The sequence below is a fragment of the Henriciella litoralis genome (assembly GCF_002088935.1).
Taxonomy (GTDB): domain Bacteria; phylum Pseudomonadota; class Alphaproteobacteria; order Caulobacterales; family Hyphomonadaceae; genus Henriciella; species Henriciella litoralis.
In genome coordinates this window covers 672,335-693,153 of the sequence record NZ_NCSS01000006.1, presented here as the reverse complement: position 1 = coordinate 693,153, position 20,819 = coordinate 672,335, and the positions used below count along the sequence as shown (strand labels likewise).

The window sequence follows — 20,819 nt, the reverse complement described above, 5'->3', positions numbered from 1 at the left end:
AGTCGCCCGGCCGCCCCTTCGCTATGGTTGTCTGGATGCGACTAGTTCAGGTCGAACCGGTCGAGCATCATCACCTTGTTCCAGGCCTTCACGAAATCCTTCACGAATTTCGTCTCGTGGCCGTTCTCAGCATAGACTTCGGCGAGAGCGCGAAGCTGTGAGTTGGACCCGAAAACGAGGTCGGCGCGGGTGGCCGTCCACTTCAGGTCGCCGCTTGCGCGGTCATGACCTTCATAAAGGTGTTCGTTCTCTTCGGAGGCTTTCCAGGCTGTGCCCATGTCGAGCAGGTTGACGAAGAAATCATTCGTCAATTTGCCGACCCGTTTGGTGAGCACGCCGTGCGGTTTGCCGTCTGAATTGGTGCCGAGCACACGCATGCCGCCCACAAGAACCGTCATCTCTGGCGCGCTGAGCCGCAGAAGCTGCGCCCGGTCGACGAGGAGTTCTTCAGCCGGGACCGTAAAGTCTGGCTTCACGAAATTGCGGAAGCCGTCGGCCTTTGGCTCAAGATAGGCGTAGGACTCAACGTCCGTCTGCTCCTGAGACGCATCTGTGCGGCCAGGCGTGAACGGGACCTCGATATGGTGGCCCGCATCTTTGGCGGCTTGTTCAACGCCAGCGCAGCCGCCGAGAACGATAAGGTCCGCCATGGAGATTTTCTTCGAACCGGAGTCGAAGTCGCTTTTGATCTCTTCCAGCCTGGAAAGAACCTTGGCGAGTTGCTCAGGATTGTTGGCTTCCCAATTCTTTGCCGGGTTGAGACGGACGCGGGCACCATTGGCACCGCCGCGCATGTCAGACCCGCGGAAAGAGGCCGCAGACGCCCAGGCGGTTGAGACCAGTTCTGACACTGAGAGACCGGAAGAGAGGATCTTGTCTTTCAAAGCCGCGATGTCCGAAGCGTCTACGAGAGCATGGTCTACTGGCGGGATCGGGTCCTGCCAGAGGAGGTCTTCCTGAGGCGCTTCATTGCCGAGATAGCGGGACTTGGGCCCCATATCGCGGTGGGTCAGTTTGAACCAGGCGCGTGCGAAGGCGTCCTCGAATTCTCTCGGGTTCTCGTAGAACCGGCGGGAGATCTTTTCATACTCAGGGTCGACCTTCAGGGAGAGGTCAGTTGTGAGCATGATGGTTGAGACCTTTTTGGAGCCGTCATCGGCTGCCGGGGCAAGGTCCTCTTCCTTCACATTCTTCGGTTCCCACTGATAAGCGCCGGCCGGGCTTTTGGTGAGCTCATAGTCATACTCAAACAGCATGCGGAAATAGTTCATGCTCCACTGGGTCGGAGTTGGCGTCCACGCGCCTTCCAGACCCGACGTGATGGCATGACCGCCCACACCGGACTCGTTGGTGCTGGCCCAGCCAAAGCCCTGTGCTGCGATATCGGCACCTTCAGGCTCTGCACCAACCAGTGAGGCATCGCCCGCGCCGTGGCACTTGCCGAAGGTGTGGCCACCCGCGATCAGGGCGACGGTTTCTTCGTCATTCATCGCCATCCGGGCGAAGGTTTCGCGAATGTCGGTAGCGGCCTTTGCCGGGTCAGGCTCACCGTCCGGGCCTTCCGGGTTCACATAGATGAGACCCATCTGAACGGCTGCGAGCGGGTTCTCCAGCGCGCGGCCTTCACTATAGCGGCTGTTCGGCTTGTCGGAGGTGGCGAGCCACTCTTCCTCTGTGCCCCAATAGACATCCTTTTCCGGTTCCCAGACGTCCTGACGGCCGCCAGCGAACCCGAATGTATTGAAGCCCATATCCTCAAGCGCGACATTGCCGGCGAGGATCATGAGGTCTGCCCAGGAGAGGCCTGCGCCATATTTCTGCTTGATCGGCCAGAGAAGGCGGCGAGCCTTGTCTAGGTTGCCATTGTCGGGCCATGAGTTGAGCGGCGCAAAGCGCTGCTGGCCCGTGCCTGAGCCACCGCGGCCATCGCCGACACGGTATGTCCCGGCCGAGTGCCAGGCCATGCGGATCATGAAGGGGCCGTAGTGACCATAGTCAGCCGGCCACCAGTCTTTGGAGTCTTTCAGCGCGACTTTGATGTCTTGCTTGACCTCTTTCAGGTCGAGCTTGTTGAACGCTTCGGCATAATCGAAGTCATCACCCATCGGGTTACCCGCTGGGTGGTTCTGGTGCAGCACATCAAGGTTCAGAAGTTTCGGCCACCACTCCTTGTTGCGTGGACCCTTGAAGAGCCAGTGGCGCTCCTCGCCATGAATTACCGGGCATTTTGCGTCGTCAGCCATGATGCGTTTCCTTCCTGCTTGCTGGTACGTGATCTGTAATCAGAACATAATGCATCAAGCGACATCGAACAAATCGATTTCAAGGTTTCGGGTCATAGACAAAATCTATGTACCGTGCCTGTCTGTTTTTCTGCCGGGCCTTTTTCTGGTCATTGCGGCTGCCGCAGTCCGTTAGATGGCCTGCGGCAGCGTGATAGACGGTCTAGATATCCACTACGATTTTACCGAAATGCTTCTGGCTCGCCTGATGGGCAAACGCATCGGCCAGCTTGTCCAGCGGGAAATGATCGCTGATGACAGGCTTGATGCCGCTGGCTTCAATCGCCGCGATCATGTCTTCCTGATGCTGGCGCGCGCCCACAGTAATCCCGGACACTGTGATGTTTGAACTGAAGAGCGCCGCCGTCGGGACTTCACCCGAAATGCCAGTCAGGACACCAATCAGCGAGATATGACCGCCGACCCGGCAGGCCGCGATGGATTGAGCCATCGTGCCCGGTCCGCCAATCTCGATCACTTCATCGACGCCGCGGCCCCCGGTCAGCTCCTTGGCCTTGGCCCCCCACTTCAGGGTTTCCTTGTAATTGATCACATGGTCTGCGCCGAGGTCTTTCAGCCTGTCGAGCTTCTCCTGCGAGGAGGAGGTGGAGATGACATTTGCGCCAGCGGCCTTGGCAAATTGCAGCGCGAAGATCGACACCCCGCCCGTGCCTTGCGTCAGCACCCAGTCGCCCGGCTTGATTGTGTTCTCGACCATAAGGCCCCGCCATGCCGTCAGTGCGGCGCAAGGCAGCGTCGCGGCCTCAGCGAAGGAGTAACCCTCTGGCATCCGCGTTAGTCCCTCAGCCCGTACAGCGACGAGCTCAGCTGAAAAGCCGTCGATGCGGTCACCCGGCACGGCGAGCATCTTGTCGAGTTCAGGCGGGCCATCGCGCCAGCCCGGGAAGAAAAGCGAAAGCACCTTGTCGCCCTTTTTGAAGCGCGTGACGCCTTCGCCGACTTCGACAACTTCGCCTGCGCCATCAGACATCAGGATGCGTCCGTCGGGTGTTGGGATCCCGCCCTGGGCAACGACGAAATCGTGATAATTGAGAGACGTTGCTTTCACCCGCATCAGCACTTCACCCGGGCCCGGTTTTGGATCGTCGCGTGTGCCGATCTCGATGTTCTGCAGGCCGCCGGGCTTCTTCAGGCTGGCTACTTTCATACTCTATCTCCCTTTTGATTGGTCTTTGATCCACCCAATCATCTCTGCCGCTGCGACAGCCAAGCGGGAATATTTATTGATCGCGAGCATGAAAAAGGGCGGCAGATTGCTCTGCCGCCCTTCATATTTCGCGAGTTTGGTAAAGCGACTAGCGCTGAACGGTGAACTCGATGCCGACAACTCGGCCTTTCTTGAGCGGCGAGAACGTGCCGCCACCTGGGAACTGCTGATACGGTGACTGCACACCGTTCGACAGCGGGCCAGGGAAAGGCAGCTGGGTGTCGTTGCCAACCTGGACTTCGTCGAGGAGGTTGTCGCCAAACAGGGAGACTTGCAGACCCTGATATGGGGTTTCCCATGTCAGGTTAGCGTCCACCTGGTTCGCCTCCTGAACCCAGCCGAAATTGCTGTCGGTGTAGGCAATACGATCACGGTACTGATAGTTCGCCCGCGTGATCAGTGCGCCTGCATCACCAAGATCCAGGTCATAGATGAAACCAGCACCGAAGGTGACAGGTGGCACGCGTGGCAGGTCAAGACGGCTGTCCTGATCGTCCACAACCGTATCACCGGAGATGTCGAAACGGACATCGTCATACTCGGCGTCAATCATGCCGGCATTGAAGTTCAGCAGGAAGTTATCAGTAACCGCCCAACGGCCTTCAAATTCCAGACCGGTGATGGTGGCATCAGCGGTGTTCAGGATGTTCTGAACCACACCCGATGGGCCGGCCGTGTTTACTTCGCGCTGCATGTTGTCGATTTTGGTCAGGAATGCGGCGCCGTTCAGCTGGACGCGGCCATCTTCGCTACCGGCCTTGAAGCCGATTTCGAAAGCGTCGACTTCTTCTTCGTCAAAGCCGTATTTGCCGCCGGTTGCTGGCAGGATCTGGTTCAGGAAGACCGCAACGTCCGTGATGCGGAAGTTGTAGCCACCCGAACGGAAGCCCTTGGTGTAGTAACCATAGGTCTGGACATTGTCGTTCCAGAAATACTGAAGGCCAACTTTTGGCGTCCAGTTGGACCACTCGTCACCATCGGAGAAGCCGTTTGGCTCTGTTGCGCCGAGCAGGCCAAGCAGGCCGTTGTTGCCAGTTGTCGGGCAGGTGCCGTCAACGACAGAACATTCAGCGCGTGGGCGGATATAGGTGATGTCTACGTCTTTTTCCTCTTTCGAGTAACGAAGACCGACGGTCGCAATCAGGTCCGGCGTGATGGAGTAGTCAACGTTAGCGAACGCGCCATACACGGTGTGATCCTGAGAGCCACCACCGTAGAAGATCCATGGGATCGTCGCTGGCAGAGGCGCAGGGCGTGTGCTCGGCAGGTTACGGTTCTCGGTATAGTCGAGGGTCTGGTTGAAGTAATAGAGGCCGGTGGTCAGGTCCACATTGCCGAACGTGCCCGCATAGCGAAGCTCGTCGGAGATTTGCTCCTGCAGAAACTCGGTGCCGGAGTGGAACAGTGTGAACGGCGTCGCATCGATATCGCCCGACGTGGCCGAGTTGAATTTGCGGTAACCGAGAATGTTCGTGATGACGCCATTGCCGAAATCAACATCATAGTCGGTTTTCAGAGACGCAAAGGTCGTTTCCGATTCTCCGAAACCTGGATTGTTGATCGAGAAGTCAAACGTGTCGCGGTCGAAGTAGGAGCGGTTTTGAGCCGTCGGGCCATCAACGCGGGAGTCCGAATACTCAGCTTTCGCGAGGAAGGTCAGGCGATCGGTGGCAAACCATTCCAGGCCACCACGATAGATGTAGGTCTGCGCTTCGCCGTGATTGTCGCCATTGTACAGGTTTTTGAAGTAGCCTGCATCGTCATTGTAATAGACGCCGAGCTTGCCGTTCAGCTTGTCTTTGACCAGCGGACCGGAGACTGTGGCCTGCAGCGTGGAGTTCAGGCCGCCGCGATCGTCATCGATCGGGCCGTCGAACGTTGCGCGGGCCTTGTAGGTGAAATCGTCGGTCGGGTTCGCGGTGTTGATGACCAGCGCGCCGCCAGTGGTGTTACGGCCGAAGAGCAGGCCTTGTGGGCCACGCAGGACTTCGATGCTGTCGAGGTCGAACAGGTCAACAACCACGCCATTGTTCACGCCGAGGTAGACGCCATCAATGAAGACGCCGACGGCCGGGTCGATGGACGGGATGGACGAGTTCACACCAAGGCCACGGATGGCGAAGTTGGCTGTGCCACGCGCCGTGCCGACATCGTCGAGCGAAACGTTTGGCGTCGTGTAGGACAGGCTTTCAAGTGTCGTGACGTTAAGGGCGTCGAGCGTGTCGGCGTTAAAGGCAGTGACGGAAACTGGCACGGACTGAACGTCTTCAACGTCCTTCTTCTTCGTGGCAGATACGGTGACTTTCTGAAGGACGCGGTCCACAGCGGATTCGCGATCTTCGCTTTCCTGCGCTTGGGCGACGTTGAAGGACAGGACTGCGGCGAGCGCGACGCTGCAAAGGAGGAATTTGTTACGCGGCATGTTTTTTTAGCTCCCAGATATGGATTATCTTTTTGTGCCTCCGGCTTTGGCCGGGGTGTGCTGTAGCCATTGCAGGCCCAGTCTTGGCCCGCTTAATCCAGCGTCTGGCCAGCGTGCAATGCGTGGATGCTGTTGTATGCGTCAAAGAATAAATAGTGATGCGTTTATGCATCACTATTTAACGAGCTCGAGGCCCCAGCTATGCAGTAAGAGCGGGACTAAAGGTGGCCTATTCAGCCCTTATCGTAAGGAAAGTCAGGTTTTCGCTTGCTGAGAAAGGCGTTGAAACCTTCCTTGAAGTCCGGCCCCGTCACGCCATCCAGAAAGCGTTCGACTTCTGCCGTTTCTGCCGAGTCCCCTCCGCGTCGCAACGCGCCGATCATCTTCTTGGCGGCTCGGACAGACCATTGCGATACGCCGGCAATCTCCGCCGCCTTTTCCCGGGCTGCCGGCAGGACGGCATCGCCTGCACAGATTGCATCGATCAGCCCAACTCGCAGGGCATGATCAGCATGGAAAAGGCGGCCGGTGAACAACATGTCCTTGGCCTGCGAGGCGCCGACCGTATCAACAAGACGTTGCGTATCTTCAGGTGGGTAAACGAGACCAAGCTTGGCAGGTGTGATGCCGAACCGCGCGGTCGCCGTCGCGATCCGGATATCGCAAGCCAGGGCGAGCGATACGCCGCCGCCGACGCAGACTCCCTCAATTGCGGCGATGACGGGTTTGTCTGCATTGGCAATCGCGCTCAATCCATCAGCGATGGTCTGCGCCGTCCGACGCGCCGTGTCGCGGTTTGCATAGATGTCAGCGAATTCGGAGATGTCCGCCCCGGCCGCGAAATGGCCCGTGCTTCCACCATGAAACACCGCAACCTTCAGGGCTGAATCCTCGTCGATGGCGCGCATGATTGATGGCAATGCGGCCCACATTTTCATGTTGAACGCATTGCGCCGGGCGGGGGCATTGATCACGACTTCTGCGATGTCGCCATTGCGGTGAAGATAGATGGGGTCAGGCGTGTCTGTGTGGGTCATTCAGACCCGGTCACAGATGCCTGGCGCCTGGTCAAGTCTTGATGATGTCCGGCACGCGGCTGATCCATGGCTGCGCTGCTTCCAGTTCGTAGGCCAGCGCCAGCAGCAAGCCATCATCGCCGCGTCGTCCAGAGAACATTGAGCCGACCGGAAGCCCGCTATCGGTCCATTGAATTGGCACATTCATCGAGGCTGCCCCGGAGACGTTCATGGGCGCCGTAAACGCCACGAAGTCCGTAACGCTCTTCATCACTTCGTCGAAATCGCCGGTCGGTGACTGAACCCCGATGGCCGGGGGCAGGGTTGAGACGGTTGGCGTCAGAAGGACGTCGAAGTCGTCAAACCAGGACGCGTATTCAGTCTGATAAGCTTTGAGGTAAGCAACCGCCGCGTCAAATTCGTCCTGACGGCTGAGGAAGCGCTGCGCGAGGCCAAGGGTCCACGGCTCGACAATTTCAGGGGAGGGCGGCTTGCCAGAGAAGGCGGATGCATCCTGCACGAACTGCGCAGCGCCAGCCGCCCAGAACAGCAGAAACTTGTCTTGAAACTCAAGCCCGTCGACGGGTTGCTTCCAGTCAATGACCTCATGCCCCAGGGCACGGCAAAGGTCTGCTGTCTTTTCGATCGCGCTGCGTGTTTCGGCATCCAGCGTTGCCTTGTTTGGCGCGTCCGGTGCGTAGGCGATTTTGAGCCGGCGTTTGTTCGGCCCCATAATACGGCCCGTTTTTGCAAGGTCACTTTTCGGCGCCTCAGCGGCAGCGAAAAGCGCTGCGCTGTCGCGAACCGTCAGCGTAACGGCGTGTTTGACGGAAATCTCGATAGGCGCGCTCGACGGAGCCGAAATGAGGGCGCCTCGGGATGGCTTCAATCCAAACAGTCCGCAACACGCTGCTGGGATCCGGATAGAGCCTCCGCCGTCACTGGCGTTCGCAAAAGGAACAACCCTCGCTGCGGTCAATGCGGCTGAGCCACCTGATGAGCCGCCGGGAATACGGTTGAGGTCCCATGGGTTCCGGGTTGGCCCGGTGACCACAGGTTCGGTCGACGATATCAGACCCATTTCTGGTGATGTGGATTTGCCGATTGAGACCACGCCCATCTCACGCCAGCGCCCGGCGAACACATCGTCGTTTTTCGCAATATTATCAACGAAAGCCCGGCTGCCATAGAATGTCGGCGCGCCCTTCCATTTCTGCAGGTCCTTGATGACTGTCGGCACCCCGCCAAAGACGCCGGTCGGGGATGTCTCCGCGCGTTTGCGGGCCATCGCGAAGGTCTCGGTCGCAAATCCATTTATCTTGGGCTCTACGCGTTCGGCACGGCCAATCGCGGCCTCGACAAGTTCGCTTGATGTGACAGCGCCGGTGCTGATCAGCTCGGCCATCCTGATGCCATCCATGCTGCCAGTTGCGGCGGACGTTGCGCCCAGCACGCTCGATGGGGCGCAGGCAGTGGCGAATGGCAGAAAAGCCGCGAGCGATGTGCCGGCGCGCAAAAAGGAGCGTCTTGAAAATTCTTGCATGGGTGTCCTCCGAAACTGACTTATCTTGTTTTTCAGAAGGCTGCCCCGACCTTGCAGGTAAGGCAAGCGCACGATACCAAAAGTTTCAATTGCAACGGCCTCACGGGCCCCGGATATTTCATGCTTTCAGTTCTCGATCTTTTCCGTATCGGTCTCGGACCGTCCAGCTCGCACACGGTCGGACCGATGCGGATTGCGCGGCGGTTTCTTCAGGAGGCCGACAAGGCCGGAAAGCTGGACGGTACCACCCGGGTCGAGATCGAACTGCTTGGCTCTCTGGCGCTGACCGGTGTGGGTCATGGCACCGATAAAGCGATCATTCTCGGACTGCTTGGCCTTCAGCCTGAAACCGCTGATCCGGTCGAAGCTGAGACGCTTTTCCGGCAGACCGTTCAGCAGAAGTCGCTGAAACTCGATGGCGGTCCGGACATCGGCTTCAATCCGATTAAGGACATCCAGTTTTGCACCGAAATAACACCGGATTTACACCCAAACGGGGTGATTCTACACCTCTACGACACCGCCTCAGAGCGCGCTTACACGCGGGAATATTTTTCCACTGGCGGCGGATTTATTGCCTCGCGCAAACAGCTGGAAAAGCCTGCCAGAGGCGACCTTGTCGCCAGCGCAAAGGGCGCGCCGCACCCCTTCCGGTCTGCCGCTGAGATGATTGAAATCTGCAAGCGTGAAGACTGGCTTGTCGATGAGTTGATCCTGCGCAATGAGGATGCCCGAAGAAGCCGCGAGAAGACCCTGAAACGGCTTGATAAAATAGCCAGGACGATGATGCAGTGTATCGATAATGGGCTCGGCGCGGAAGGCACGCTACCGGGCGGCCTCGAGGTTACGCGGCGCGCGCACGGACTGTATCAGACGCTCAAGAACAATCCCGGCTCGAATGAACGCGAGCAGCTTTTCGACTGGCTGAACGTCTATGCGATGGCGGTCAATGAGGAGAACGCTGCCGGGGGCCGGGTGGTCACATCACCAACCAATGGTGCTGCTGGAATACTTCCCTCCGTCATGCGCCACTATTGCCATGATGACGGGAAACTGAACCTCAATAAGGCGCGCCGCTTCCTGCTGGTCGCCGGCGGCATCGGCCTTCTCTACAAACAGCGCGCATCGATTTCAGGCGCGGAAATGGGCTGTCAGGGCGAGGTGGGGGTTGCCTGCTCAATGGCCGCAGGCGGGCTCGCCGCCGTCTGGGGGGCGGATGCGGATAAGGTCTGCGTCGCAGCCGAAATCGGCATGGAGCACAATCTCGGCCTGACTTGCGACCCGGTGGGCGGGCTGGTTCAGATCCCGTGCATCGAGCGCAACGCCTTCGGCGCCGTCAAAGCGGTCAACGCCGCGCGCCTCGCTCTTCAGGGGACCGGTCAGCACAAGGTTAGCCTCGACCAGGTGATCGAAACAATGCGTCAGACAGGCCTTGATATGTCCAACAAGTACAAGGAAACGAGCACTGGCGGCCTCGCCGTCAATGTCATCGCCTGCTAGCTGGCTCAGTTGCGCGAGGGGTAGCTGCCTTGCAGCGCAATACACGTTTTCGCTTTCGGTTGAGTATTTCCCGCCCGGCCCCCAATCCAATTCCTTGGAGATATCTGCACCAGCTTGGCCGGGTCGGCATTTAGGGGCTCGATATTTCTTGCCGTTGGGACACCGATTGGTTCGAGCGGTTTGCCGTGTAAGATGATGCAGATGGATGGATTCGCAACAAAAACACCGGCCCGGCCGGGACTTGAATACCCCTTAGGCGAGAAAACGCCCGAAGTGGGTGACACAATCGAAATCAAGCCAGGTCTTCACTGGGTGAGGATGCCGCTGCCGTTTTCGCTCAAGTGGATCAATCTCTGGCTGATCGATGATGGTGAGCCAGGCTGGACGATCATCGACACGGGCATGCCCATGCCTGACACGAAAGAGGCCTGGCGGAAGATTTTTGATGAGAAGCTCGGCGGACGCCCGGTCTGGAGAATTATCGTCACGCACATGCATCCTGACCATATCGGAAATGCTGGCTGGCTATCGCGCAAGTTTCCGGACGCTGAACTGTGGATCAGCCGCCTCGAATATATTTCCTGCCGCATGCTGGTGGCAGATACGGGCCGAGAAGCGCCCAAGGCCGGCACCGATTTCTACAAGGCTGCAGGTTGGCGCGACGCGCAGATCGACACGTATCGTAAGCGGTTCGGCGGTTTCGGGCGGGCGGTGAGCGCGCTGCCGGACGCTTATCGCCGCCTTTGCGACGGCGAAACCATCCGGCTTGGCGGGTCTGACTGGAAAGTGATTATGGGCAACGGTCATTCCCCCGAGCACAGCTGTCTCTACTCTGAGAGTGAAGGCATTCTCATTTCGGGCGATCAGCTATTGCCGCGAATATCTTCCAATGTGTCGGTGCATCCGACCGAGCCTGGCGCCAACCCGCTGCGTGACTGGCTGGAGTCCTGCAAGAAGCTGAAGCGTGCCATAAGCCCGGACGTCCTTGTTCTTCCCGCGCACAACGAACCGTTTCGCGGGGCCCACAAGCGGCTCGACCATCTTGTCCGCGGTCACAATGTGGCGCTGAAGCGCCTGGAGCAGAGGCTGGGAGAGGCCCCCAAGCGCGTGATTGATGTTTTTCCAGCTGTCTTCGGCCGGCAGATCGATGACGATGTTCTCTCCATGGCAACAGGCGAGGCGCTGGCCCATCTCAATTACCTTGTGAGTGCAAATCGCGCCCGGCTGGAGAAAGACGATGACGGCGTGAACTGGTATTCCGCGACCTGATTTCGGTTTGACGCCTGTTTGGGGTCAAAGTTTCGCCGCAACCCCGTTCCAACGTTGGTGAAGGTTCAAGGCCTTGCCGGACTTATCTCACATGGACGGGAACAACCTCTTGACCAGATGGCGGCAGACGCTCAAAGCCTAAAGCCCGTTGCGATCATCATTGACCGCACATCAATTCAATGACCATGAGCGGATCGGCAGACCTGCTCGCACAGGGAACTGCTGTCAGACCGAAATGAGTACATCTTCAAAGACAACGGACGCGGACGAAGACAACCGGACGCTGGGACAAAAAGTGTTGCATGAGCTCAAGGAATGGGCGCTCACACTGCTGATCTTCATTCCGGCGTTCTATATGTTTTCGTTCCTCGTCTATGAGCAGCGTGTCATTCCGTCTGAAAGCATGGTGCCCAATCTGCAGGTTGGCGACCGCGTTGCAGTAAACAAGTTCGCTTATGGCTACAGCCGTTACAGCATGCCATGGGGCGCATGGCGTCTTGTGCCGGGATGGGAAGGGCGTGTCTTTGCCAGCCAGCCTGAACGCGGCGATGTCGTTGTCTTCATGCATCCACACACCGACCGGGTCATGATCAAGCGCCTGATTGGTTTGCCGGGCGACCGCGTGCGGATGATTGATGAGCAATTGATCCTCAATGGTGAGCCTATTGAGCGCGAATTCGTGCAGCGCGTTGATTATCGTCCGAACGATTATCCCATTCACGAGATTGCTCGTGAGTATCGCGAGACAATTGGAGACAAATCCTGGCTGACGCATCAGTGGCAACAGGGCTCAAACCAGGTCCGCACGCTTGATACGACGCCGGAATTCATTGTGCCCGAAGGCTATTACCTCTTCATGGGAGACAATCGCGACAATTCCGAAGATGGTCGCTCGACCACGGGTCACTGCCCGCCCAATCAGGATGGCGTCATCGACAAGGCAGATTGCACCTTGCCGAGAGGCGTCAGCCCCGAAAAGGCATCTGTCGGGTTTGTCCCGTTTGAAAACCTCATCGGCCGGGCCGACACGGTTCTGCTCTCGACCTATTCCTGCGCAAAGGCCGAGGCGGAGCCCTGCATGAAGAAGCGTCTTTGGCGAGGCCTGTAGGTTAATTTCTCCTGATTGGGGAAACTGGCGCGTTGTTTGCAAGCAAAATTCCTGAACATTCAAATGTGATCAGGGATGGAACACATGAAATACCGGCTTCTTCGTCCAGAACAGATGACAGAAGACTTGTGGACGGCGTTTGCGTCATTACGAGACGCCAATTCCATCTATGACGATCCGTTTTTTGATCCTGATTTTGCAAGACTGGTTTCGCGCGTTCGGCCGGATACGCGTGTCGGCATCGCATTTGATGGCGATGCACCGGTAGGGTTCTGGCCGCTTCACAGGCGTCCTGGCGCATGGGCACGCCCGATTGGCGGGCCGTTCTCGGACTGGCATGGACCTGTCCTGGCGCGAGATTGCAATCTGCGCGCTGACGTCTTCCTGAGAGGTTTGGGGCTGCTTGGCATGTCGACCTTCGGCTGGTTGCCGCAGGATGAAGAAAGCCAGTCACGTCTTACCATCTGCGGTGCCAATATGACCGATGTTGGCGATGACTGGGATGATTTTATCGAGGTCCAGAACCAGCGCTGGCCGAAACACTTCAAGAAGATGCGCCGGCTCGGCCGCAATATAGAGCGGGACTTTTCAGAAGTGGAATTCCGTTTCGATGATGTCAGTGACAACACGATCTCGCGCCTGATTGAGCTCAAGCGCGAGCAATTCGCGCGGACCGGAAGACATGATGTGCTCGGCTCTGACTGGGCAGGGCGCTTTCTTGATGAACTTCGCCAGACGAAGACCGATCGCTTCCGGCTGCGTCACGTCAGCATTCATTTCGACGGAAAGCATGCGGCGAGCGAATTATTGCTGCAGTCTGACAAGGTCATGCATGGCTGGATCACAGCCTATGAGCAGGACTATGCACCATATTCGCCTGGAAACGTCCTGGTGCAGTGGATGCTCGAGCAGATGAGCGCCGCAGACGGTCCGAAAATCTACGATGCTGGGCCGGGTCTCGACTACTACAAGCGCCATTATTCCAACTACCAGCTACCTATTGGCACTGGTGTGGTTCGCTCAAAGACTTTTGCGCTACGCCCCGATCGCCTGCTCGGGCAGGCCTGGCGGTCTGGCGAGCGGCTGCTCGATGGCCGCGTGTCGAACGTGATGACGCAATCGCGGCGTCGGCTCGACCAGATTTGTCTCTCCGAACTTGACCCGATCAACCGTCTGAAAGGGTTGCGCCAGGCTGCGCGACGCACTGTAGCGGCACTTGAACTTGCCGAGAGTGACTAGGCCCGGTAATCGCTAAGACGGATGAGGGTGCGCAGCGAGTCGCTAAACGGCCTGCGCAGCAAATACGGGCGAGAGCAAATTTATATGAATGCCGGGAAAACCGACACTCTGAAGTCCGTTCGCGGACCCATAATCGTTTCGCGTCATGGCAAGCCTGCGCTCGACCGAACAGCAGGCCCGCGCCTGAACTGGGAAGAATACCGTGACTGGTGGAGCCGGTATGAGATTGGCAGCCTGGCAGATGGCCAGATGGCGCCGGACAATCTGAAGGAAGCTGTCGCAGATGCGGACGTGGTTCTGAGCTCAATCGCGCCGCGCGCTATCGAGACCGCGCGTCTGGCAAGCGGGCGCGAGCCTGAGACCGATCCGCTATTTGTCGAAGCGCCGTTGCCGCCGCCACGTTTCAAGAAAAAGAAATATTTGCCGAAGACCTGGAATGTGCTGGCCCGGACGGCCTGGCTGTATGGCCACAGTCTCGACGGCGAAAGCAATCGCGCCGCACGGGCGAGAGCAGGGCAGGCGGCGTTGCGCCTGCACGAGGCTGCAGCCGAGGGTAAGGTGTATCTGGCAGCGCATGGCTGGTTCAACCGCATGCTGCGTCCGGCCATGACGAAAATCGGCTGGGTCTGCGTGCGTGACGGCGGCGACAAATACTGGAGTTACCGCATCTACGAATATCGCGGAAAATCCTGAATCCGGCCATTGTGATGAACGCGGCGCCTGCGTAGGGTGCCCCCCAACTCATTCCTATGACCCGGAGCAGCGGTATGGCCGATCAGGCAGCCCAGGCAATCGACAAAATGAGCTTCGAGGAAGCCCTGAAGGAGCTGGAAGACATCGTTCGGCGCCTCGAAGGCGGCGATGTCGAGCTTGAAAAGTCGATTGAAATTTACGAACGCGGATCGAAACTGAAAGCGCATTGTGAGGCGCGTCTGAAGGCCGCTGAGCTGAAAATCGAGCAGATCGTCCAGGGGCCGGACGGCAAACCTGCGACCGAGAGCGCCACTTTCGAATAAGGACGGTCGTCTATGGATTTTCAGCAGCGCCTGACCGAGATTGCCGACAAGGTTACGGTCGCGCTTGATCAGCTGATTCCGCCTGCGCAGGGGCCTGAAGCCGATCTGATGCGAGCCATGCGCCATGCGGCGCTCGCAGACGGCAAGCGGATGCGGCCTTTCTACGTCATCGAGACGGGCGCTTTGTTCAACGCGGACGAAAAGGCGCTGTTACGCACAGCCGCCGCGCTGGAGTGCGTGCACACTTATTCGCTGGTCCATGATGATCTTCCGTGCATGGACGACGATGATCTTCGCCGCGGTCAGCCTACCGTTCACAAGGCTTTCGATGAGGCGACGGCTGTTCTCGCTGGCGACGCGCTTTTGACGCTGGCTTTCAAGATTATCGCCAGTGACGAGACGCATGCCGATCCTGCGATCAGGCTGCGCCTGATCGAGCGTCTCGCCGATGCATCGGGCGCCCGGGGCATGGTTGGCGGTCAGATGATCGACATGCTGCAAGAGGCGAGCCCGCGCGACCTCAATACGATCACGCGTATGCAACGCATGAAGACCGGCGCGCTGATTTCCTATTCCGTTGAAGCCGCCGCGATCATTGGCGGGGCCAGCGACGCGGCCCGGCATGCGCTCGCCGGCTTTGCGCAGGACCTTGGTCTGGCCTACCAGATCGCCGACGATCTTCTCGATGCGACCGGTGATCAGGAGGTTGTCGGCAAGACGCTCCGATCCGATGAACAGGCCGGCAAGGCGAATTTCGTCACGATACTTGGAATCGAAGGCGCGCGTGAGCGTGTGCGACTGCTTGCAGCCCAAGCACGCGAACACCTCGCTTTTTTCCGCAATCGGGCCAATATCTTGCTGCAATCAGTTGATTATGTTCTGGACCGGACACGATAGAGTTCATCCAGACAATAACCGAGTCCCCTGAAAGGACCGCCCGTAATGACCGCTTCAGCCAAGACCCCTCTTCTCGATGCCATCCATACGCCTGCTGATCTGAAAGGCCGTTCGCGCGACGAACTTCGCCAGATTGCAGACGAAGTGCGCGCCGAGATGATCGATGCCGTTTCGGTGACCGGCGGGCATCTTGGGGCAGGTCTGGGCGTTGTGGAGCTGACAGTCGCGGTCCATTCGGTGTTCAATACGCCTGACGACAAGCTGATCTTCGATGTTGGCCACCAGTGTTATCCCCACAAGATCCTCACCGACCGCAAGGACCGGATCCGAACGCTGCGCCAGGGCGGAGGCCTCTCCGGTTTCACCAAGCGCGCCGAGAGTGAGTATGACCCGTTCGGTGCGGCGCACGCCTCGACGTCGATTTCCGCAGGGCATGGCTTTGCCAAATCACGAGATCTGCAGGGCCGTGACAATAAAGTGATCTGCGTCATCGGCGACGGCTCGATGTCGGCCGGTATGGCCTATGAGGCGATGAACAATGCCGGGTCTGATGGCAGCAACATGCTGGTCATCCTGAACGATAATGACATGTCGATTGCGCCGCCTGTGGGCGCGATGAGCCACTATCTCTCAAAGCTCGTGTCGTCGCGCTCATATCGCGGCCTTCGCAAATTCGCCAAGCAGATTGCCAAGCCGATTGGTCTGGAAAATCCCGCCCGCAAGGCAGAGGAATATCTGCGCGGTTTTGCGATGGGCGGCACGCTCTTTGAGGAACTCGGCTTTTATTATATCGGCCCGATCGATGGGCACGATATGGACGTCCTGTTGCCGGTTCTTGAGAACTGCAAGGCCATGGAAACCGGGCCGGTCCTCCTGCACGTCGTTACGCAGAAGGGCAAAGGCTATGAGCCGGCTGAGAATTCGGCTGACAAGTATCATGGCGTTGCCAAGTTCAATGTCGTCACTGGCGAACAACAGAAATCGAGCGAAGGTCCGCCGAGCTATACCAAGGTGTTTGCTCACAGCCTCATTGAGGAAGCGCGCAAGGATGACAAGATCGTCGGTATTACGGCGGCCATGCCGGGCGGCACTGGGCTAGACCTGTTCGAAAAGGAATTCCCGGACCGCACTTTTGATGTCGGCATCGCCGAGCAACACGCCGTCACCTTTGCCGCAGGTCTTGCGGCGGACGGTATGAAGCCATTCGCAGCGATCTATTCGACCTTCCTTCAGCGCGGCTATGATCAAGTCGTCCACGATGTGGCGATCCAGAGCTTGCCGGTACGGTTTGCTATCGACCGGGCAGGTCTCGTCGGCGCCGACGGGCCGACGCATGCGGGCAGCTTTGATATTGGATATCTCGGCGCGCTGCCGGGCATTGTCTGTATGGCTGCATCCGATGAGGCAGAGCTGGTCAATATGGTGCGCACCGCTGTCGAGATTGATGACCGACCAAGCGCCTTCCGCTATCCGCGCGGCAACGGGACCGGTATTGCGCTGCCAACCACGCCGCAAGCGCTTGAGATTGGGAAAGGCCGGATTGTCCGCGAGGGCACGAGCATTGCGATTCTGTCCTATGGCGCGCGCCTCCAGGAAGCTCTGAAGGCCGCTGATATGCTGGCCGCGCAGGGCCTGTCCTGCACAGTTGCAGATGCCCGCTTTGCCAAGCCGCTGGATGAGGAGCTGGTCAACCGACTGGCCCGCGAACATGAGGTGCTCCTGACGGTGGAAGAGGGCGCGCGGGGCGGATTTGGCGCATTCGTTCTGCACCATCTGGCAGACGTCGGGGCGCTCGATACGGGCTTGAAAGTCCGTACATTGCACCTGCCGGATGTTTTCCAGGATCAGGACAAGCCCGATATCATGTATGCCGAGGCCGGTCTTGATGCGCGCAATATTGCGGCAAGGGCGATTGACGCGCTTGGGCGGGGAGATGTTCAGGAAATCGACCGTCTCGCACGGGCCTGATCCTGAGATTTTCACTTACGATTCTGTTAGGCAGTTTCGCTCAGAGTTCCGCTCGACTAATCTCCTAAAATAACGTGTCGCAAAGGTATGATATGAGACGTCTTCTTCTTGGCGCAATTGCCGCCATTTGCCTGTCAGCCTGCGAAACAACGCCTGTCCCCGTCGTGATGGAGGATGCCGCGTTTCAGGCCGCCATCGCTAATGCAAAAACGCCTTGGCACCCTTACAACAAAATGAACGCCATGGACGCGATCATTGCGAACAACGTGCTGTCACCCGCACAGACCTCGCGCATTCTGTATGAGCGCGCAGTCATTCAGACGGATGCGCGGATCAATCTGCCGGAGGCGGTGAACAAGCTGAACGAGTCGCGATCCCTGACAACGACGACGCTTTTTAGCTCCAACTTCCAGACGGTCATGTCTACAGCCCAGTCCGAGCTTAGCCAGGCCCAGAGCCGGCTAAACGGCCTGCAGACCTTGCCGGACTGGTTTGACGATATGGTCGCCGTCGGCAAGCTCGACGAGGCCGCTGAGCGCTATCGCCAATCAGGCCTCGCCCCCGATCCCTATGATGCCGCGACGCTCGAAGCGGCCGGTTATTTGTGCCGACAACGGATCCTCGGCAAGAGCGATGACTTCACGCTCGGTGAAAACATCGACCACCTGAAAAATATCGATTGGTGCACACAGCCAGAAAACTCCTGATCTCAGACACAATCTCGCCGTTCTCGAGTAGCTTATTATCGGTCTGAATTGATCCAGCGATAATGGAGCTGCCGGATGTTTAGAACTGTCCTGATGGGTACTTGTCTGGCGATCATGATAGGCGCGTGCGCCTCGTCAGACTCGTCGCCCGAAGACGCGCCGGTGACTGAGACGGCCGACTCCACCCGCTACAGCCTGGCCATCGGCACGGTGAACGCGCTTGAGCGGGCCGGGAATGAGCATGTCGCTATTGATCGGCTGACACTGCTCCTTGGTGATCCGGGCATGTCTGACATGGAAATGGCCGAAGTGCTCTACAGGCGCGCTGAGCTACGTCTTGGCGAAGGCAATGATGTCGAGGGGGCCATCACCGATCTGAAAGAGATCCTGTCTGATTATCCCGGCACGCCAAATGCGGATGATGCATCAGCACTTCTCGCCGAGGCCAGCCAGGAGCGCGACATGCTGACCGGCATGCTCGACGGCGATGCCATTAGCCCGATGGAACGGTTCGAGATACTCTTCCGTCTGGGGCGGCATCAGGACGCCGCAGACATCATGCTGGCCGGTTCTCTGAAGCCCGACATGAAGTATATTCGGGACATGTATCAGATCGGCTACCTCTGCGATGGAGATGAGCTTGCGGGCCCTGTCTATCTGATCGCTGAGGGCACAGACGACGAGCGCGCCTTGCAATTCTGCGACCTCTATAAGTAGCTCGCCATCCGCCTGAGACGGCTTAACCCGCATAAAACGGCAGGCTTTTCCGGACGCTGCAACTGCCGCTGCGACAATGGGTGTTCTTCTTCGCCCTTTTCATGTTGCGGCGCACATGATTGAGTGCGCCGAACTACAGAAAATCGATCCGGAGGAATGAAATGGCTGCAGATTCTGGTGCAGGCTGGCCCGCACTTTCCATTGAGCAGGCAAACTTGATGCTTGCCGCGCCGGGGACACCGCTTGCGGTGGCAGAAGGCGTCATTGATGGCGTCGAAATGCGGTATTATCCCGAAGCGCCGCCGACCCTCAGATTTCTTGTCGAAGCCTCTGCGGCCCATGCTGACCGCACCTTCATCGTCTATGAGGACGAGCGCGTCACTTATGACGCGCATCTGCGCGCTGTCAGCCATCTGGCGAAAACCCTGAAGGAAAAGTTTGGCGTTGAGCCAGGCGACCGGGTTGCCATCGTGATGCGCAATTACCCGCAATGGCCAGTGGCCTTCTTCGCGGCGCTGTCTATTGGCGCGATTGCGACTCCGATGAACTCGTGGTGGACGGGTGAAGAGCTGGAATACGGGCTTCAGAATGCGGGCGTGAAAGTCGCGATCGTCGACCCTCAAATCTATGAGCGTATGCGCGACCACATCGGTGAACTTCCTGAGCTGGAAGCCATCATCATCGCGCGCGAAACCGAAGAAGAGCGCAACAATCCCATGGTCCACAATTTCGAGGACATTGTGGGCGAGGCGAATACCTGGGCAACTCTTGAACCTATCGGGCTGCCGGATGTTGAGATCAAACCGGATGACGACGCCACATTGATGTACACCTCCGGCACCACGGGGCGTCCCAAAGGCGCGCTCGCGACCCATCGTGCGGTGATCTCCAACTTCCTGAACTCCATGACGTGTCAGGCCCGCATGTTCTTGCGGCGCGGTGAACAGCCACCAGAGCCTGATCCTACGGAAATCCGCGCCACGCTGCTTGCGATCCCGTTCTTTCACGCGACGGGCTCGTTTGCTGTCCTCATTCCGACACTGCTGAAGGGCGACAAGATCGTCTCGATGTACAAATGGGATGCAGGCAAGGCGCTTCCGATCATCGAAGAGGAGAAGATCTCCACGATTGGCGGTGTGCCGGCTATTGCCTGGCAGGTGCTCGAACACCCGGACCGCGACAAATATGATCTGTCGTCAATTCTTGCTGTGTCATATGGCGGGGCACCTTCCGCGCCTGAGCTGGTTGCCACGATCAAGAAGCGGTTTCCTGAAGCCCAGCCCGGCAATGGCTGGGGCATGACCGAAACATCGGCGACAGCCACGCTGAATATCGGTGAGGACTATGTGAACCGTCCGACGAGTGCTGGGGCGCCGCCGCATGCTGTGCAGCTCAAGATTATCGGCCCGGATGGCAATGAACTGCCAGCCGGAGAAGTCGGTGAGCTTTGGTGCAAGAGCCCATCTAATTGCAAGCGCTACTGGAACCGGCCGGACGCCACCGCGGAGACGTTCCGTGATGGCTGGGTCGTGACGGGTGATCTCGCGCGCATCGATGAGGAGGGCTTCCTCTTCCTCGTTGACCGGGCCAAGGACATGCTGATCCGCGGCGGCGAAAACATCTACTGCATCGAGGTGGAGAACGCACTCTATGACCATCCTGCTGTGATGGACGCCTCTGTCGTCGGCATCCCGCACAAGATCCTTGGTGAAGAAGTCGGTGCTGTGGTCCAGTTGAAGCCGGGTAAGACGGTCTCGCAAGACGAGCTACGCGCGCACGTCGCAAGCCAGATTGCGGCGTTCAAGGTGCCCGTCGAGATACAGTTCCAGGAAGAGCCTTTGCCGCGCAACGCCAATGGCAAGATTCTGAAGCCTCAGCTTCGAGAGCGGTTCAAGGCGCGCGCCTGA

Annotated in this window: 16 protein-coding genes; 11 read left to right on the top strand and 5 right to left on the bottom strand. The window is 58.4% G+C overall.

Annotated elements, in window-relative coordinates:
• Positions 1–41: 41 nt before the first annotated feature.
• The 5 genes from katG to B8783_RS06930 form a co-directional block, all read right to left on the bottom strand.
• Complete coding sequence (katG, locus tag B8783_RS06950; protein WP_084419411.1) at positions 42–2,243, bottom strand: catalase/peroxidase HPI; 2,202 nt, start codon at positions 2,241–2,243, stop codon at positions 42–44.
• A gap of 202 nt (positions 2,244–2,445) precedes the next feature.
• A complete protein-coding gene (locus tag B8783_RS06945; protein ID WP_084419409.1) occupies positions 2,446–3,450 on the bottom strand; it encodes a zinc-dependent alcohol dehydrogenase family protein in 1,005 nt (334 codons plus the stop codon).
• A gap of 148 nt (positions 3,451–3,598) precedes the next feature.
• Positions 3,599–5,932: a TonB-dependent receptor gene (locus tag B8783_RS06940; protein WP_084419407.1), complete on the bottom strand. Its 2,334-nt coding sequence runs from the start codon at positions 5,930–5,932 to the stop codon at positions 3,599–3,601.
• A 233-nt stretch (positions 5,933–6,165) separates the two neighbouring features.
• Positions 6,166–6,969, bottom strand: a complete 804-nt coding sequence (locus tag B8783_RS06935) for an enoyl-CoA hydratase/isomerase family protein (RefSeq protein WP_084419405.1) — start codon at positions 6,967–6,969, stop codon at positions 6,166–6,168.
• A 31-nt stretch (positions 6,970–7,000) separates the two neighbouring features.
• Positions 7,001–8,491: an amidase gene (locus B8783_RS06930; protein WP_084419403.1), complete on the bottom strand. Its 1,491-nt coding sequence runs from the start codon at positions 8,489–8,491 to the stop codon at positions 7,001–7,003.
• Positions 8,492–8,611: 120 nt separating this feature from the next.
• Here B8783_RS06930 and B8783_RS06925 point away from each other — a divergent pair, with 120 nt between their 5' ends.
• The 11 genes from B8783_RS06925 to B8783_RS06875 all read left to right on the top strand — a co-directional run bounded on the left by B8783_RS06925 (position 8,612) and on the right by B8783_RS06875 (position 20,819).
• Positions 8,612–9,991 carry an L-serine ammonia-lyase gene (locus B8783_RS06925; protein WP_084419401.1) on the top strand — a complete coding sequence of 460 codons (1,380 nt, stop codon included), beginning with the start codon at positions 8,612–8,614 and terminating at the stop codon, positions 9,989–9,991.
• Positions 9,992–10,192: 201 nt separating this feature from the next.
• Complete coding sequence (locus tag B8783_RS06920; RefSeq protein ID WP_084419400.1) at positions 10,193–11,260, top strand: MBL fold metallo-hydrolase; 1,068 nt, start codon at positions 10,193–10,195, stop codon at positions 11,258–11,260.
• Between the two features lie 235 nt (positions 11,261–11,495).
• A complete protein-coding gene (gene lepB, locus B8783_RS06915) occupies positions 11,496–12,368 on the top strand; it encodes a signal peptidase I (protein ID WP_084419397.1) in 873 nt (290 codons plus the stop codon).
• 84 nt (positions 12,369–12,452) lie between these two features.
• Entirely contained in the window at positions 12,453–13,607 is a 1,155-nt protein-coding gene (locus B8783_RS06910; protein ID WP_169711725.1) for a GNAT family N-acetyltransferase, read from the top strand.
• Between the two features lie 84 nt (positions 13,608–13,691).
• A complete protein-coding gene (locus tag B8783_RS06905; protein ID WP_084419393.1) occupies positions 13,692–14,300 on the top strand; it encodes a histidine phosphatase family protein in 609 nt (202 codons plus the stop codon).
• A gap of 74 nt (positions 14,301–14,374) precedes the next feature.
• Complete coding sequence (locus tag B8783_RS06900; RefSeq protein WP_084419391.1) at positions 14,375–14,623, top strand: exodeoxyribonuclease VII small subunit; 249 nt, start codon at positions 14,375–14,377, stop codon at positions 14,621–14,623.
• A gap of 12 nt (positions 14,624–14,635) precedes the next feature.
• On the top strand, positions 14,636–15,520 hold the full coding sequence (locus tag B8783_RS06895) for a polyprenyl synthetase family protein (protein WP_084419389.1): 885 nt from the start codon (positions 14,636–14,638) through the stop codon (positions 15,518–15,520).
• A 45-nt stretch (positions 15,521–15,565) separates the two neighbouring features.
• Positions 15,566–17,488, top strand: a complete 1,923-nt coding sequence (gene dxs, locus B8783_RS06890) for a 1-deoxy-D-xylulose-5-phosphate synthase (protein WP_084419387.1) — start codon at positions 15,566–15,568, stop codon at positions 17,486–17,488.
• A gap of 92 nt (positions 17,489–17,580) precedes the next feature.
• The gene (locus B8783_RS06885) at positions 17,581–18,195 is read left to right on the top strand and encodes a hypothetical protein (protein ID WP_084419385.1); all 615 of its coding nucleotides are present in this window, start codon (positions 17,581–17,583) and stop codon (positions 18,193–18,195) included.
• Between the two features lie 75 nt (positions 18,196–18,270).
• Entirely contained in the window at positions 18,271–18,912 is a 642-nt protein-coding gene (locus B8783_RS06880) for a tetratricopeptide repeat protein (RefSeq protein ID WP_139792274.1), read from the top strand.
• A 161-nt stretch (positions 18,913–19,073) separates the two neighbouring features.
• Complete coding sequence (locus tag B8783_RS06875; RefSeq protein ID WP_084419381.1) at positions 19,074–20,819, top strand: class I adenylate-forming enzyme family protein; 1,746 nt, start codon at positions 19,074–19,076, stop codon at positions 20,817–20,819.